The sequence below is a fragment of the Candidatus Microbacterium phytovorans genome, from assembly GCA_029202445.1.
GTDB classification, from domain to species: Bacteria; Actinomycetota; Actinomycetes; order Actinomycetales; family Microbacteriaceae; genus Microbacterium; species Microbacterium phytovorans.
This window is the reverse complement of record CP119321.1, coordinates 1,250,647-1,266,603: the sequence shown is the minus strand read 5'-3', so window position 1 is coordinate 1,266,603 and position 15,957 is coordinate 1,250,647. Positions and strand designations below refer to the sequence as shown.

The 15,957-nt window shown below is 70.2% G+C and carries 15 protein-coding genes and 1 tRNA gene; 15 read left to right on the top strand and 1 reads right to left on the bottom strand.

The annotated features are described in order from the left end of the window. Positions 1–39: 39 nt before the first annotated feature. From P0Y48_06090 to P0Y48_06045, 10 genes are all read left to right on the top strand, one after another. A complete protein-coding gene (locus P0Y48_06090) occupies positions 40–1,191 on the top strand; it encodes a Na+/H+ antiporter NhaA (protein WEK14758.1) in 1,152 nt (383 codons plus the stop codon). Next, a complete protein-coding gene (locus P0Y48_06085; protein WEK14757.1) occupies positions 1,155–1,835 on the top strand; it encodes a MazG family protein in 681 nt (226 codons plus the stop codon). Before P0Y48_06090 ends, P0Y48_06085 begins: the two co-directional genes overlap by 37 nt. Positions 1,836–1,996: 161 nt before the next feature. Then, the gene (gene hisS, locus P0Y48_06080) at positions 1,997–3,268 is read left to right on the top strand and encodes a histidine--tRNA ligase (protein ID WEK15025.1); all 1,272 of its coding nucleotides are present in this window, start codon (positions 1,997–1,999) and stop codon (positions 3,266–3,268) included. A gap of 66 nt (positions 3,269–3,334) precedes the next feature. Further along, positions 3,335–4,024 (top strand): O-methyltransferase, encoded by a 690-nt coding sequence (locus P0Y48_06075; protein WEK14756.1) that lies wholly within the window; start codon positions 3,335–3,337, stop codon positions 4,022–4,024. A 129-nt stretch (positions 4,025–4,153) separates the two neighbouring features. Beyond that, on the top strand, positions 4,154–5,434 hold the full coding sequence (gene eno / locus P0Y48_06070; GenBank protein ID WEK14755.1) for a phosphopyruvate hydratase: 1,281 nt from the start codon (positions 4,154–4,156) through the stop codon (positions 5,432–5,434). Positions 5,435–5,486: 52 nt separating this feature from the next. Beyond that, positions 5,487–5,969: a septum formation initiator family protein gene (locus tag P0Y48_06065; GenBank protein WEK14754.1), complete on the top strand. Its 483-nt coding sequence runs from the start codon at positions 5,487–5,489 to the stop codon at positions 5,967–5,969. Positions 5,970–6,098: 129 nt separating this feature from the next. After that, on the top strand, positions 6,099–6,569 hold the full coding sequence (locus tag P0Y48_06060; protein WEK15024.1) for a DUF501 domain-containing protein: 471 nt from the start codon (positions 6,099–6,101) through the stop codon (positions 6,567–6,569). Then, the gene (locus tag P0Y48_06055; GenBank protein WEK14753.1) at positions 6,566–7,969 is read left to right on the top strand and encodes a S8 family serine peptidase; all 1,404 of its coding nucleotides are present in this window, start codon (positions 6,566–6,568) and stop codon (positions 7,967–7,969) included. Before P0Y48_06060 ends, P0Y48_06055 begins: the two co-directional genes overlap by 4 nt. 80 nt (positions 7,970–8,049) lie before the next feature. Then, complete coding sequence (locus tag P0Y48_06050) at positions 8,050–9,525, top strand: FAD-dependent oxidoreductase (GenBank protein ID WEK15023.1); 1,476 nt, start codon at positions 8,050–8,052, stop codon at positions 9,523–9,525. 36 nt (positions 9,526–9,561) lie between these two features. Next, positions 9,562–9,634 (top strand) — tRNA-Leu (locus P0Y48_06045). A 39-nt stretch (positions 9,635–9,673) separates the two neighbouring features. Here P0Y48_06045 and P0Y48_06040 read toward each other — a convergent pair. After that, positions 9,674–10,063: a DUF2510 domain-containing protein gene (locus P0Y48_06040; protein WEK14752.1), complete on the bottom strand. Its 390-nt coding sequence runs from the start codon at positions 10,061–10,063 to the stop codon at positions 9,674–9,676. Between the two features lie 195 nt (positions 10,064–10,258). On the opposite strand from P0Y48_06040, the gene P0Y48_06035 reads away from it, so the two are divergent. From P0Y48_06035 to ilvA, 5 genes are all read left to right on the top strand, one after another. Continuing rightward, positions 10,259–11,491 (top strand): alanine racemase, encoded by a 1,233-nt coding sequence (locus tag P0Y48_06035; GenBank protein ID WEK14751.1) that lies wholly within the window; start codon positions 10,259–10,261, stop codon positions 11,489–11,491. Then, positions 11,488–12,801: a D-arabinono-1,4-lactone oxidase gene (locus P0Y48_06030; protein ID WEK14750.1), complete on the top strand. Its 1,314-nt coding sequence runs from the start codon at positions 11,488–11,490 to the stop codon at positions 12,799–12,801. The genes P0Y48_06035 and P0Y48_06030 overlap by 4 nt, the downstream gene beginning before the upstream one ends. 77 nt (positions 12,802–12,878) lie before the next feature. Next, positions 12,879–13,445 (top strand): LemA family protein, encoded by a 567-nt coding sequence (locus P0Y48_06025; GenBank protein ID WEK14749.1) that lies wholly within the window; start codon positions 12,879–12,881, stop codon positions 13,443–13,445. A 77-nt stretch (positions 13,446–13,522) separates the two neighbouring features. Beyond that, positions 13,523–14,704, top strand: a complete 1,182-nt coding sequence (locus P0Y48_06020; GenBank protein WEK14748.1) for an AI-2E family transporter — start codon at positions 13,523–13,525, stop codon at positions 14,702–14,704. Further along, a complete protein-coding gene (gene ilvA, locus P0Y48_06015; protein WEK15022.1) occupies positions 14,704–15,945 on the top strand; it encodes a threonine ammonia-lyase in 1,242 nt (413 codons plus the stop codon). Before P0Y48_06020 ends, ilvA begins: the two co-directional genes overlap by 1 nt. Positions 15,946–15,957: the final 12 nt, after the last annotated feature.

The window sequence follows — 15,957 nt, the reverse complement described above, 5'->3', positions numbered from 1 at the left end:
TCTGGTCGGCTTCTGACCGTCGACCCCGAAGGAAGCTCTATGCGCCTGTTGCGTTCCGCCCGGTTCCCCGCCCTCCTCCTGCTGCTGGCCGCTGTGGTCGGTCTCGTGCTCGCCAATTCCCCGTGGGGGGATGCCGCGCAAGCGGTGAAGGGCACGTACCTGACGATTCCCGGTGTCGTCGAACTCTCCGTCGGTCACTGGATCTCCGACGGGCTGCTCGCGATCTTCTTCTTCGTCGCGGCCGTCGAACTGCAGTACGAACTCACGAGCGGCCGGCTGAACTCCCCGCGCACCGCCCTCCAACCGGCGATCGCCGCCGCCGGCGGTGTGCTCGTCCCCATCGGGGTCTATCTGCTGGTGGCGGGCGGCACCGAGGCGGCGCGCGGCTGGCCGATCCCCACGGCCACCGACATCGCGTTCGCGCTCGGTGTGCTGGCGGTCTTCGGCAAGGGGCTGCCGGCCGGACTGCGCGTCTTCCTGCTGGCTCTCGCGATCCTCGACGACATCGTCGGCATCGTCTTCATCGCGGTGCTGTTCACCTCCGACGTGGATCTGCTGCGCCTCGTGCTCGCCGCCGTAGGGCTCGTGGTCTTCCGCCTCCTCAGCAGGGTCCTCGACACCTCGACCCGGCCCCTCCTCGTCGTCGCCCTCGTGGTCGTCGCAGTCCTCGTGTGGTGGCTCGTGCTCACCTCCGGTGTCCACGCGACCATCGCGGGCGTGGCGCTCGGGCTCGTGATGGCGCAGCAGCCCGCGCTGCGCGCGCGGCACGCGATCGAGCCCTGGGTGAACGCGATCGTGCTGCCCGTGTTCGCGCTGTCCGCCGCGCTCGTCGCCATCCCGGCGGTGTCGCCGACCCAGCTCTCGCCCGCCTTCTGGGCCGTGCTGCTCGCGCTGCCGGTCGGGAAGATCGTCGGCATCGCGCTCGCGGGCGCGATGGCCCAGCGCGTCGCGCACGTGCCGGGGGCGCCCCGACTCGCGTTCGGCGATCTCCTCGCCGCCGGAGCCCTCGGTGGCATCGGCTTCACGGTGTCGCTCCTGCTCTCCGAACTCTCGTTCGCGGGCGACGCCGCGGTGCGCGATCAGGCCACCCTCGGCGTGCTCGCGGGGTCGCTCGTGTCGCTCGTCCTCGCCGCGATCCTCGTATCGTGGCGGGCATGGCATCATCGTCGACTTTCGATCACGACCGTCTGAGCCCGGCCGATCCGCTGCGTGAAGCGGCCGAGACGATGCGCGTGGTGCGGGAGCGATGCGTGTGGAGCGCCCGGATCACGCACGACGACCTCGTGCCGTATCTCGTCGAGGAGTCGGCCGAGCTGATCGACGCGGTGGAGGCGGGCTCGAGGGCCGACCTCCGCGAGGAGCTCGGCGACCTGCTGTGGCAGGTGCTGTTCCACGCGGCCGTCGCCTCGCAGGCGGCGGAGGAGCCGTTCGACATCGACGATGTCGCCCGCGGTCTCACCGAGAAGATGGTGCGACGGCATCCGCACGTCTTCGGCGATGCCGTGGCCACCACGCCCGAAGAGGTGCTCGTGCACTGGAATGCGGCCAAGGCGGCCGAGAAGCGCACGCGCACGAGCGTGCTCGACGGCGTGTCTTCGCACATGCCGTCGCTCGCCCTCGCTCAGAAGCTGCTGGGCCGGGCCGCCGCGGTGATCGAGCCGCCGGCGGCACCGGTGGGCCAGCCGTCGTCGGAGGAGGAGCTCGGCGACGCCCTGCTCGGACTCGTCGCCCAGGCGCGCGGGCAGGGGTGGGATGCCGAGCGGGCACTGCGGCGGCGCCTGCGGGAGCTCGAGTCGGCGGTACGCGCAGCTGAGGCCGACGCTCCCGGTCGGTAACTCCTTCGATATCGACGTCACGGGCCCGAGAACGCCGCTCCGGCGCCGTCCGATTCCGTTTCGAAGGAGTTCGCCCCGCGCGTTCCGGGCCCCGACGATCCGGAACCCGGCATCGGACCTGGAACAATGGTGGGGTGGCATCCGTGAACCCGCCGCGCGGCATGCGCGACTTCCTTCCCGCCGACAAGGCCCGCCGTGAGCGCGTGCTCGCCGTCATCCGCGAGCGCTACCGCGCGCACGGCTTCGACGAGATCGAGACCCCTGTCGTGGAGGAGTACGCCCGACTCCACGCCGGCATCGGCGGCGACAACGAGAAGCTCGCGTTCACGGTGCTCAAGCGAGGACTGGATGCCGACAGCATCCGCGCCGCCGCCGACGACCCCGGGGCGCTCTCCGACCTGGGGCTGCGGTACGACTTGACGGTTCCCCTCGCTCGCTTCTACGCGAGCCACCGCGCGGAGCTCCCGACGGTGTTCCGGGCCATTCAGATCGCCCCCGTGTGGCGCGCGGAGCGCCCCCAGAAGGGTCGCTACCGACAGTTCGTCCAGTGCGACATCGACATCATCGGCGACGCGTCGGCGCGCGCGGAGGCCGAGCTCGTGACCGCGAGCCTCGACACTCTCGATGCACTCGGGCTCGAGGGAGGCTGGCTGCGGATCAACGACCGGCGCCTGCTGGACTGGATGCTCGACTCCTTCGGCTTCACGGCGGAGGAGCGTCCGGGCGTTCTCATCACGATCGACAAGCTCGACAAGATCGGTCCCGAGGGGGTGGCAGAGGAGCTCCGTTCGCGTGGCGCCGCCGACTCCGCCGTCGACGCGTTCGCCGCGTTCCTGCGGCGCCCGCGCACGCTGCAGCATCTGCCGTTCGGTGAGGAGCACGTTCGCGCCGAGCTGCCCGAGGGGGCGCCCGACGAGGTCGTCGCCCACCTCGTCGGCATCGGCGCCGCCGTGGCGGCGGCCCGTCACTCCGACGGGCAGGCCGCCGCCGACGTGCCCTTGCGCTACGACCCGTTCCTCGTCCGCGGCATGGGCTACTACACGGGCACCATCTTCGAGTTGGCACACCCGTCGGTCGACTACTCGCTCGGCGGCGGCGGGCGCTACGACGGCATGATCGGGCGCTTCCTCGGCCAGGAGGTTCCCGCGGTCGGCTTCTCGTTCGGTTTCGAGCGCCTGGTCGAGCTCGTGGACCTGGCGACGGATGCCGCGGCATCCGCCGTCGTCCTCGTCCACGATCGTGACGTGCCGGTCGCCGAGCTCCTCGCCCTGAAGGCGGCTCTCGTGGCGGAGGGGTCGCGCGTGCGGCTGGAGCAGCGCACCAAGAACCTCAAGGCGCTCCTGGAGCGCTCGGCGGCCGACGGGTACACCGCGTTCGCGACGGTGGCCGCCGGTCAGGCTCGCGACGCGCTGGAGCTCAAGCCGCTGTCGTGAGGCGCCGCGTCCCCCGCGGCGCGGTCGGTCCTTGACGGATGCCATGCACCTCGGAACGCTGGGGGGATGACCCACCGTGATCCTACCCCCGAGGCCTGGCGCGCCGTCGACCGCTACTTCACCGAGACCCTCGTGGGCCATGACGCAGCTCTCGACGCTGCCGTCGCCGATCAGGGAGCGGCCGGGCTCCCCGCGATCGAAGTGGCGCCCGTCAACGGGAAGCTCTTGCACCTGCTGGCGCGGATCAGCGGCGCACGGCGCGTGCTGGAGGTCGGCACGCTCGGGGGGTATTCCACGATCTGGCTGGCCCGCGGCATCCCCGACGGCGGCCGGGTGGTCACGATCGAGGCGGAGCCGGCCAATGCCGCGGTCGCTCGAGCGAACATCGACCGCGCCGGGGTAGGGGAGAAGGTCGACATCCGCGTGGGTCGCGGTGAGGACGTACTCCCCGCGCTCGCCGGCGAGGAGCCGTTCGACCTGGTCTTCATCGACGCCGACAAGGAGTCCAACACGCTGTACCTCGACTGGGCCGCCCGTCTCGGACGCGAGGGGACGGTGGTGGTCGTCGACAACGTCGGACGCGGCGGAGAAGTGGCGAATCGGGGAACGACGTCGTCGCAGGTGATCGGCACGCAGCGCGGACTCGCGATGCTCGGCGACGATCCCCGGTTCGATGCGACGGCGCTCCAGACCCTGGATGCCAAGGGGTGGGACGGCGTCGCGCTCGCGGTGGTCGTGCGTCCGGGGGAGCGATGACCCGGCCCCGCAGGCGCTCGGCACGCTTTGATCCGGTGCCCCCCGTATGGCGGGGGTCTCGGCGTCACTAGACTCGGGAGCGGACCGACGACGCTCCGAGATCCATCTTCCACAAACAAGGAGTCCCCTGTGGCACTGATCGAGGCTGTAGGCGCACGCGAGATCCTGGATTCGCGTGGCAACCCGACCGTCGAGGTGGAGGTGCTGCTCGACGACGGAATCGTCCAGCGCGCCGCCGTCCCCTCCGGCGCATCCACCGGCGCCTTCGAGGCGTACGAACTGCGCGACGGCGACAAGAGCCGGTACAGCGGCAAGGGCGTGCTCAAGGCCGTCGCAGCCGTCATCGACGAACTCGGCCCCGCCATCGAGGGTGTCGAGGCCAGCGAGCAGCGCATCGTCGACGAGATCCTCATCGAGACCGACGGCACCGAGAACAAGTCGCGCACCGGCGCGAACGCGATCCTCGGCGTCTCCCTCGCCGTCGCGAAGGCGGCCGCCGACAGCGCCGACCTTCCCCTCTTCCGCTACATCGGCGGACCGAACGCGCACGTGCTGCCCGTGCCGCTCTTCAACGTCATCAACGGCGGCGAGCACGCCGACAACGGCATCGACTTCCAGGAGTACTTCCTCGCCCCGATCGGAGCCGACACCTACGCGGAGTCGCTGCGCTGGGGCACCGAGGTCTACCACGTCCTCAAGGGCGAGCTGAAGGCCGCCGGGTTCGCGACGGGTCTCGGCGACGAGGGCGGTTTCGCCCCCGACCTTCCGTCCAACCGCGAGGGTCTCGACTTCCTCATGAAGGCGATCGAGAAGGCCGGCTTCACGCCGGGCACGGACATCGCCGTCGGCCTCGACGTCGCCGCGACCGAGTTCTTCGACAACGGCGTGTACACCGTCGAGGGCAAGGCGTGGTCGGCCGACCAGCTCACCGAGTACTTCGCCGACCTCGTCGCGAACTACCCGATCGTCACGATCGAGGACGCGCTCGCCGAGGACGACTGGGATGCATGGAAGAACCTCACCGACGCCCTCGGCTCGAAGGTGCAGCTCGTCGGAGACGACCTCTTCGTCACCAACCCGACCCGCCTGCAGAAGGGCATCGACCTCGGCGTCGGCAACGCGCTGCTGGTGAAGGTGAACCAGATCGGCACGCTGTCGGAGACGCTCGACGCGATCGCCGTGGCGACGCAGAACGGCTACCGCTCGATGCTGTCGCACCGTTCAGGCGAGACCGAGGACACGACGATCGCCGACCTCGCGGTCGCGGTCAACGCGGGTCAGATCAAGACCGGCGCACCGGCGCGCAGCGAGCGCGTCGCGAAGTACAACCAGCTCCTGCGCATCGAGGAGGAGCTCGGCGACGCCGCGGTCTTCGCCGGTCGCGGCGCGTTCCCGCGCTTCAAGGGCTGATCCCGACGGAGTGCCTGCCGTCGTCCGCGCACGCGCGACGTAGGCTGAACGCATGACGACAGAGGGAGCCGGACGCAGCACTGCGCCGGCTCCCTCTTCGCGTCGCGTCGACGTGCGCGATTGGGTCGGCGGTGTGCGCCTGTCGGCGTTCACCGGGATCATGCTGGGCCTCGTCGTGCTCGCGGCCTTCGTGCTCGTGCCGAGCGTGGGCACCTACCTCGATCAGCGCAATCAGATCGCCGCGCTGGAGCGCTCCGTGCAGGTCACGAAGGAAGAGGTCGTGGCTCTCGAGGCGGAGCGGGAGCGGTGGGCCGACCCTGCCTACATCACGTCGCAGGCCCGGGAGCGGCTGTACTACGTGCGTCCGGGGGAAGTGGTGTACCTCGTTGACGACGATCTCCCGGACAGCGCCATCCCGCCCGAGCAGGCTGCGGTCAGCGACGAGGTCCAGGAGACCCGCAACGACTGGATGTCGCAGTTGCTCCGGTCGGTCACCGGCGCGGGACTCGCGCAGACGGCGTCGTCCGGCGACTGAGCCACCGCACCGGCTCCGCGCTCGGCACGCGCCGACGCCTCCCGCGGGTGCGTCAGGGGGCGCTCAGCCGACTGCCGGTAGCCTGGTCGGGTGCCGCTGACTCCCGCAACCGATGCCGACCTCGCCACGATGCGCGAGCAGCTCGGCCGTCCCATGCGCGGTGTCGTCGGTGTTGCGGCGCGGTGCGTCTGCGGCAATCCGACCGTCGTGGCGACCGAGCCCCGGTTGCCCGATGGCACGCCGTTCCCGACGTTCTACTACCTCACGCATCCCGGCGCGACGGCGGCGATGAGCGCTCTCGAGGCGACCCAGGTGATGCGCGAGCTCTCCGAGATCCTCGCGGAAGACGACGACGTGGCATCCGCGTACGCCGCCGCCCACGCGGCGTACCTCGCCGACCGTTCGATCTATGGCGACGTCGCCGAGATCGAGGGCATCTCGGCGGGCGGGATGCCGACCCGTGTCAAGTGTCTGCATGCCCTCGCGGCGCATGCCCTCGCGGCAGGGCCGGGGGTCAACCCCATCGGTGACCTCGCCCTCGACCGAGGGGACTGGTCGCCGGCGGTGTGCACGTGCGCGGTGCCGGGGACGGCGGCATGAGCGCGAGCCCGACGAACGATGCGGAGGTGGGAGGCGTGTCGCCTCGCCGGCCTCACGCGTCACGTGCGGCGGCTGTCGTCGTCGCGATCGGACTGATCGTGCTCGGTTCGCCCGCAACGGCCGGTGCCGCCGTCCTCGAGCACTCGCCGTCCGCGACGGTGCGCACGCCGTCGGCCACACGTGCGCCGGAGGACGTTCCCGCCGCGGAGGATGAACCCGACCCCGCGCAGGAGGCCGAGTACTGGCTCGACGACTACGGCATCCGCGAGGCCTGGAAGACGACGCGCGGCAAGGGCGTGACGATCGCCGTGATCGACACGGGGATCGGCAAGGGCCCGGTCGAGTTCGACGGCGCGGTCGTCGGCGGTGCGGACTTCTCGGGCACCGGCACCCCCGACGGACGCAGTCCCGTGGGCGCGGTGGATTCGAATCACGGCAGCTGGGTGGGCTCTCTTGCCGCCTCCCGGGGCACCGGCGACGGCAAGGGCATGCTGGGCGTGGCCCCCGAGGCATCCCTGCTGTCGATCTCGGTCGGTTTCGGTGCGTCGGCGGCCGTGCCGTTCGTCGATCAGGTCGCTGACGCGATGAGGTGGGCCGTCGACAACGGCGCGGACGTCATCAACCTCTCCTTCACGACGAACACGCTCGAGTGGGATGCCAGCTGGGACAGCGCGTTCCTCTACGCCTTCGAGCACGACGTCGTCGTCGTCGTCGCGGCGGGCAACAAGGGGAGCGGCACCGATGAAGTCGGCGCACCCGCGACGATCCCCGGCGTGCTCACGGTCGGCGGCGTCGACCGCAGTGGCGCCGCGAGCGTGGAGGCATCGACGCAGGGCATCGCGATCGGGATCATGGCGCCCAGCGAGCAGCTCCTCGGGGTCTCCGCAGACGGGCAGCTCATGATCTGGAACGGCACGAGCGGCGCAGCTCCCATCGTCGCCGGCGTGGCTGCGCTCGTCCGTGCGGCGCACCCCGAGTTGGATGCCGACAACGTCATCAATCGGCTGATCTCCACCGCCCGGTCCACCCCGGCGTCGCGAGCCCAGCCTGAGCTCTACGGGTACGGACTGATGGATGCCGCCGCGGCCGTGACCGAGGACGTGCCGCTCGTATCGGAGAACCCGATGGGGAGTCTTGCGGAGTGGATTCGCCTGTATCGGCGCGCCGAGGCCACCCCGCAGCCGACCCCGACGATCGCCCCGGCGGAGATAGATCCGCTGCCGGCGCCGGAGGCGGCGACCAAGCCGGGATCGCCGCTCCTGCCCAGTGCGGACACCCTTCGGTACGGCACCGTGCCGCTCATGGGTGCCACGCTGGCCGCTATACTGGTGGGGCTCGGCGTCACTGCTGCTGCCCGGCGAGTTAAATCGGCACGCACCCCTCGCGTGCCGGGCCGTTGATTCAAGGAGCATTCCTTCCTGTGACCAGCATTGCGACCAGCCCTGCGTCCAGCGCACCCTCCGAGACCGAGGGTGGTGGTGTGCCGAAGATCCTCGTCGTCGGCGGCGGCTACGCCGGGTTCTACACCGCGTGGAAGCTCGAGAAGCACCTGCGCAAGGGAGAGGCCGAGGTCACCATGGTCGACCCGTTGCCCTACATGACCTACCAGCCGTTCCTTCCCGAGGTCGCCGCAGGCGAGATCGAGGCGCGCCACGTCATCGTCGGCCACCGCCGTCACCTCAAGAAGACGCGCGTGATCACCGCCAAGGTCACGGGCATCGACCACGCCAACCGCACCGCGACGATCACCCCCGCCGTGGGCGAGCCGTGGCAGGAGACCTACGACCAGATCGTGGTCACCGCCGGCGCGGTCTCCCGCACGTTCCCGATCCCAGGCATCGCCGACAACGCGATCGGCCTGAAGACGATCGAGGAGGCCGTCGCGATCCGCGACCGCATCCTCACCAACTTCGACCGCGCCGCGAACCTGCCTCCGGGGCCGGAGCGCGACCGCCTCCTCACCGTCGTCGTCGTCGGTGGCGGCTTCGCCGGCATCGAGGTGTTCGCCGAGACGCGCGCCCTGGCATCCTCGCTCCTGAAGGACTACCCGCAGCTGCGCTTCGAAGACACGCACTTCCACCTCATCGAGGCGATGGGTCGGATCATGCCCGAGGTGTCGCTCAAGACGAGCGAGTGGGTGCTGAAAGACCTCGCCAAGCGCGGCGCGAACGTTCACCTCGACACGCAGCTCACGGGCGCCGTCGACGGAAACGTCGAGCTGTCGACCGGTGAGGTCATCCCGACCGATCTCATCATCTGGACCGCCGGCGTCATGGCCAACCCCACCGTCGTTCGGGGCAGCGACCTCCTCGTGGAGGAGCGCGGCCGCATCCAGACCCGTCCCGACCTCCGTGTCGGCACCGCCGACGAGATCATCGACGGAGCCTGGGCGGCGGGCGATGTGTCGGCCGTCCCCGACCTCACGGGCAAGGGCGTCGGCGGCTACTGCGTGCCCAACGCGCAGCACGCCGTCCGTCAGGCGAAGCTGCTCGCGAAGAACCTGGTCGCGGTGCTCCGCGGCGAGGTGCCCCGCGAGTACATCCACCACAACCTGGGCGCGGTGGCCGGTCTCGGCCTCTACAACGGCGTCTTCCAGTCGGGCAACATCGCCCTCAAGGGGTTCGTGGCCTGGGTCGCGCACCGCGGCTACCACGGCATGGCGATGCCGTCGTGGGAGCGCAAGTGGCGCGTCATCGGCGACTGGTGGCACAACTTCTGGCTCAACCGCGACAACGTGACGCTGCAGGCGGTGCAGAACCCGCGGTACGTCTTCGAGGAGTTCGCGGCGCGTCCGCGTCCGGCGGTGACCGAGGCTCCGGCGTCGGCCCCGATCGACCCGAAGAGCATCGCCGCGGAGAAGAAGCCCGTCGCCGAGAAGCCGATCGCCGAGAAGAAGCCGGCCGCGAAGAAGCCCGCCGCCAAGAAGGCCACGGCTTCCGAGCCCGCCGCCGGCTGACGCCCCGGCTATCGTGGGTTCGGGTGATGCACCCGGGCCCCCGTAGCCCAATGGCAGAGGCAGGCGACTTAAAATCGCTTCAGTCTGGGTTCGAGTCCCAGCGGGGGTACCGTCGTCTCGCCGGCGACTGAGCCGCCATCGACCCCGATCAGACGAGGCGTTCGAACACCATCGTGGCCTGAATCCGGTCGCCTCCTCCGAATCCGCTGCTTCCGGAGGATGCCGTGGTGATCGTGTGCAGCCGATAGCCGAGCGCCGCCTGTGTGTTGATCACCTTCTCCAGCTCGGTGAGGTTGCCCGAGCCCGTGCCGAAGAACTTCTCCTTCAACACCACCTGGAGCGCGACGTAGCTCATGCCTGCGGGAGCCGGTCGCGGTTGCGCACCGGCAGCGGCGTCGGCCTGCGCGCGGCTGATCATTCCTCCGATGCCGGGCTCCGGCGTCACGGGCGGCTGTACGGTGTCCGTCCACGCCTTCCCGTCCCACCAGCGCATGGTGCCGCTTCCATCGTCGTACCAACCGGCCTGAGTATCGGACATCCTCGCTCCTTCGTCGGGTGACCCGCACTGCGTCGAGCCAGGCGAGCCCTCGTGTTTCGACGACACGGTATCGATTCCTGTGGTGCGAGCGCTCCGGGCGTCGCGTGTCGACTTCGCCCCGATTCGATCCCGAGTCTCACGCATCGGAACACTCGGTCTCGCTCTAGGCTGGGGGCAGCTTGCGAAGGAGCCCGGATGACCCTCGATCTGCTCGACATTCCCGCGCCGGCCGGCAGACCCTGGACGGATGCCGCGGCGTACTGGGCCGCGCGCACGGAGGCTATCGCGTCCGTCTCGGGCCCGGTCGCCTCCATCGACCTCTCCGCGTTGCGGTTCAATGCACTCGACCTCGTCGTCCGATCGAGCGGCGTGCCGATCCGGGTCGCGAGCAAGTCGATCCGCGTGCGCGAAGTGCTCGACGCCTCCCTCGCTCTCGCGGGCTACCGCGGCATCCTCGCTTTCACCCTGCCGGAGGCGCTGTGGCTCGCTGGGACGCGCGACGATGTCGTCCTCGGCTACCCGACGGCCGACCGCGATGCCCTCGCCCGGCTCCTGGCCGACGAGGCGGCGGCGGCGCGCATCACGCTGATGGTGGACGACCTCGCCCAGCTCGACCTCGTCGACGTGGTCGCGCCCCCCGGGTCGCGTCCGCCGGTGCGGGTCGCGATAGATGCGGATGCCTCGTGGCGGGCCCCCGTCCTCGGCCACATCGGCGTCCGCCGCTCGCCGGTGCACGAGCCCGCCGAGGTGGAGCGGCTCGCGCGCGGCATCGTCGCCCGCGACGGCTTCCGGCTCGTGGGGCTCATGATGTACGAGGCGCAGATCGCCGGTCAGCCCGACGACACGGGGTCGGGGGATGCCGTCATCCGCTGGATGCAATCGCGCAGTCGCGAGGAGCTCGCCGAGCGCCGCGGCCGGATCGTCGCCGCCGTGGGGCGCGTCGCGGAGCTGGAGTTCGTCAACGGGGGAGGGACGGGCTCGCTGGAGTTCACCGCGAGCGACCTGTCGGTCACCGAGACCACGGCCGGCAGCGGACTGCTCGCCGGGCATCTCTTCGACGGCTACCGCGCGTTCGAGCCCGCACCCGCGGCGGCGTTCGCGCTCGAAGTCGTCCGCAAGCCCACCGCCGACATCGCGACGGTGCTCGGCGGCGGATGGGTGGCATCCGGTCCGCCCCTCGCATCCCGTCAGGCGCGGCCGGTCTGGCCGGAAGGGCTGCGCACCCTCGACCGTGAGGGCACAGGCGAGGTGCAGACCCCCCTCCAGGGTGAGGCGGCGAAGTCGTTGCGCGTGGGCGACCGCGTATGGTTCCGGCACGCGAAGAGCGGCGAGCTCGCCGAGCGCGTCGATCGTTACCTCTTGACGTCCGGCGCAGCGCTTGTCGGCGACACCCCCACGTATCGAGGCGAAGGGAAGAGCTTCCTGTGACCCGACCCGGCGGCCTTTGGCAGAACTGGTCCCGCACCGAGCGCGTGCGTCCGCAACGCGTCGAGTATCCGCCCACGGTGGCCGCCGTCCGCCGCTCGGTGGTGGCGGCGGCGGCCCGTGGGCTTCCGATCAAGGCGGTGGGCGCGGGCCACAGTTTCACCGGCATCGCCGTCTCGCCCGGGGTGCTCCTCGAGCTCGACGATCTGTCGGGTCTCGTCTCGGTCGATCGCGAGCAGTCGCGGGTGCGGATCCTCGCGGGTACACGACTCCACCGCATTCCCGGCCTCCTCGCGCCGTACGGGCTCGCGATGGAGAACCTCGGCGACATCGACCGGCAGTCCATCGCCGGTGCGATCTCGACCGGCACCCACGGAACGGGCAGTCGCTTCGGGGGCATCGCCACGCAGATCGTCGGGGCCACGCTGGTGACCGCGGACGGTGAGCTGCTGACGGTCGATGACGAGGAGAACCCGGAGCTCCTGCCTGCGGTGGCGCTGGGGCTCGGGGCGCTCGGCATCCTCGTCGATGTCACGATCCAGTGCGTGCCGGCATTCGTCGTGCAGGCGGTGGAGCGGCCGGAGCCTCTCGACGACGTGCTCGCGCACCTCGAAGAGCGTTTCGCGGACGCCGATCACTTCGAGTTCTACTGGTTCCCGCACACCGACGTCGCGCTCACCAAGACGAACACCCGGCTCCCCGCCGACACCCTCACCGCTCCGCAGCCGCTCCTGGCACGCTGGGTCGATGACATCCTCGTGGGCAACGGCGTCCACCAGGCCGTCTGCTCGGTCGGGCGCACGGTCCCGGCCGCAGTGCCCGCCATCAACCGGCTCTCCGCGAAGGTGTGGGGCGACCGCTCCTTCTCCGATGCCTCGCACCGCGTCTTCGCGACCGCGCGCGGCGTGCGCTTCCGCGAAATGGAGTACGCCGTGCCCGTCGACCGGCTGGGCGATGCGTTCCGCGGCCTGCAGCGTGTCGTGGCGGAGCACGGCCGACCTATCGAGTTCCCCGTCGAGGTCCGCACCGCGGCCGCGGACGACCGCTGGATGTCCACGGCCTACGGCCGGGCGAGCGGCTACATCGCCGTGCATCGATACTGGCGAGCCGACCCGACCGCGTACTTCGCCGCCGTCGAAGAGGTGATGCGCGCCCACGGAGGCCGACCCCATTGGGGAAAGATGCACACACAGGATGCCGCGAGCCTCCGCGCGCTGTATCCGCGCTTCGACGACTTCGTCGCGCTCCGCGACCGCCTCGATCCGCAGCGCCGCTTCCGCAACGCCTATCTCGACCGTGTGCTCGGTGGGTAAGGCCTGGGAGTGGGGTCCACGCGCGTCGGAGGCCCCCGCAACCCCGGCTAGGATGAGCACACACTGATGGGAGCCGTATGGAAATCCTGATCCCCGTATTGATCGTCGTCGGTCTCGCCGTGATCGTCGGGATCTACCTGTGGGCCACATACAACTCGCTCGTCGCGCTCAACGTGCGCGTCGACGAGGCCTGGAGCGACATCACGGTGCAGCTGAAGCGGCGAGCCGACCTCCTGCCCAACCTCATCGAGGCGGTCAAGGGTTACGCAGCGCACGAGAAGGCGGTCTTCGAGAACGTCACGCGGGCCCGGGCCGAAACGCTCACCGCGTCGTCGCCGGTGGATGCCGGTGTCGCGGAGGGGCACATGCAGCAGGCGCTGAAGTCGCTGTTCGCGGTCGCCGAGGCATACCCGCAGCTGCAGGCGAGCCAGAACTTCTTGCAGCTGCAGCAGTCGGTCGTCGACACCGAGGACAAGATCCAGGCGTCACGCCGGTTCTACAACGGCGGCGTGCGCGAGCTGAACACGAAGATCAAGGTGTTCCCCAACAACCTGTTCGCCCGCAACCTGGGCTTCTCGGAGCGTGAGTTCTTCGAGGTCGTCGACGGTGCGGCGATCGCCGAACCCCCGCGCATCCAGTTCTGAGATCCCTCGCGACGTCACCCGGGTGCCGGTTCGTCTCCGTGCCCTTTCGGGTATACAGCGGGTCGTAGACTGACGAGATGACCGATCCGAAGCCACGCGGGTCCCTCCTCGACTCGCTCCGCTCGCGGACGGTGTCGACGGAGATCGGCGGTTCGTTGCCCCGCGGGCTGCGGGTCGCGACGGCGTATGCGTGGCGCTTCGTCGTGATCGCGGCGGCGGCCGCCATCTTCATCTGGATCGTCATCCAGTTGAAGCTGCTCGTCATTCCGCTGCTCATCGCCCTGCTCGTCACGGCCCTCGTCTGGCCGGCCTTCACGTGGATGCTGCGGCACCGCGTCCCGAGGTGGCTCGCGCTCATCGTCAGCGTCGTCGGCACGATCGCGATCGTGTCCGGTTTGCTGTACCTCGCGATCTGGCAGATCACCCGGGAGTGGGCGTCGGTGCGATCGCGCACGGTCGAGTCGGTGGCGCAACTGCGCGACTACCTCATCGACGGGCCGCTGCACCTGACCGCCCAGCAGATCGACGGCCTTCTCGCCCAAGGCTGGACCCTGCTTCAGCAGCAGGCGGAGCTCCTCCTGTCGGGGGCGCTCGTCATCGGGTCCACCCTGGGTCACGTCGTGACGGGCGCGCTGCTGACGCTGTTCATCCTGCTGTGCACGCTGGCCGACGGCGGCGGTATCTGGCGGTGGGTCGTCAGGCTCTTCCCGTCGCGTGCCCGCGAGGCTGTCGACGGGGCCGGCCGCTCCGGCTGGGTCACGGTCGTCACCTACGCGCGCACGCAGCTGTTCGTCGCGACGATCGACGCGCTCGGCATCGGACTCGGCGCCTTCCTCCTCGGGGTGCCCCTCGCCATTCCCGTGGCGGTGCTCGTCTTCCTCGGGTCGTTCATCCCCTTCGTCGGCGCGGTGGTGACCGGCGCACTCGCGGTCTTCCTCGCCCTCGTCTACAACGGCCCGTGGGTGGCGCTGTGGATGCTGCTCGTCGTCCTCGGTGTCCAGCAGCTCGAAGGCCACGTCCTGCAGCCGCTCATGATGGGCGCCGCGGTGAAGGTGCATCCGCTGGCCGTCGTCCTCGTCGTCGCCGGCGGCGCGATGATCGCCGGCATCCCCGGAGCCCTCTTCGCCGTCCCTCTCGCCGCATTCATCAACGTCGTCGCCCTGTATCTGTCGCGACGGCAATGGGAGACCGGCGGCATGCCCGGACCCGAAGATCTCATCTGGAGCACCGTGCCCCGCCCGAGGAGGACGCCCGCGTGATGGAGTCGACGCAGCTCACCCACCCCACCCTGACGGAGTTCGAGGATGCCGCCGCCTTCCTGCGGGATGTCGCCGTGCGCACGCCGATCGACCTGTCCGAGCATCTGAGTGATGTGCTGGGTACGACGGTCCACCTGAAGCTCGAGAACCTCCAGCGCACGGGCTCTTTCAAGATCCGTGGCGCTGCCTACCGCTTGTCGCGCCTCACGGCGGAGGAGCGGGCGCGCGGAGTCGTCGCGGCTTCGGCGGGCAACCACGCGCAGGGAGTGGCCCGCGCCGCGCAGAAGCTCGGCATCGCGGCGACCATCTTCATGCCGCTCGGTGTTCCCGTGCCCAAGCTCCTCGCCACCCGCGGTTACGGCGCAGACGTCATTCTCGAGGGAGAGACGGTGGAGACGCCGCTGCGCTTGGCGGCTGAGTTCGCGGCCCGCACCGGCGCCGTGCTCATCCACCCCTTCGATCACCGTGACGTCATCGTCGGCCAGGGCACGTTGGGGCTGGAGATCTACGACGACGTCCCCGACCTCGACACCGTCGTGCTCGGGATCGGCGGCGGCGGCCTCATCGCCGGTGTCGCTGCAGCAGTCAAGGCTCGCGCTGCCGCCGAAGGCCGCACCGTTCGGGTGATCGGCGTGCAGGCCGCCAACTCGGCCGCGTACCCGTCGTCGCTGGCGGCGGGGGAGCCGCTCACGGTCGAGACGACGCCCACGATCGCCGACGGCATCGCGGTGGCGCGTCCGGGCGACGTGCCGTTCGAGGTGATCCGCGACCTCGTCGACGAGGTGGTGACGGTCACCGACGACGACATCGCACGCGCGCTCCTCGTGCTGCTCGAACGCGCGAAGCAAGTCGTCGAGCCCGCAGGTGCCGTGGGAGTCGCGGCGATCCTCGCCGGGAAGGTGGCCGCGACCGGGACGACTGTGGCTGTGCTGTCCGGCGGCAACATCGACCCGCTCCTGCTCCAGCGCGTCGTCGCACACGGGCTCGCGGCATCCGGTCGCTACATGACGCTGCAGATCCCGCTGCCCGACCGGCCAGGCCAGTTGGCGCGCGTGTCCGAGCTCCTGTCCATCGCCGGTGCCAACGTCACCGAGGTGCTGCACACGCGGCACGGGCAGGGGCTTCAGATCAGCGAGGTGATCCTGCAGCTAAGCGTCGAGACCAGGGGCGAGGAGCACCGCGCCCATGTCATCTCGGTGCTCGAAGGCGCGGGTTTCCAGCCGCGTGTCATGCCCGACTGAGGCGACAGGCCT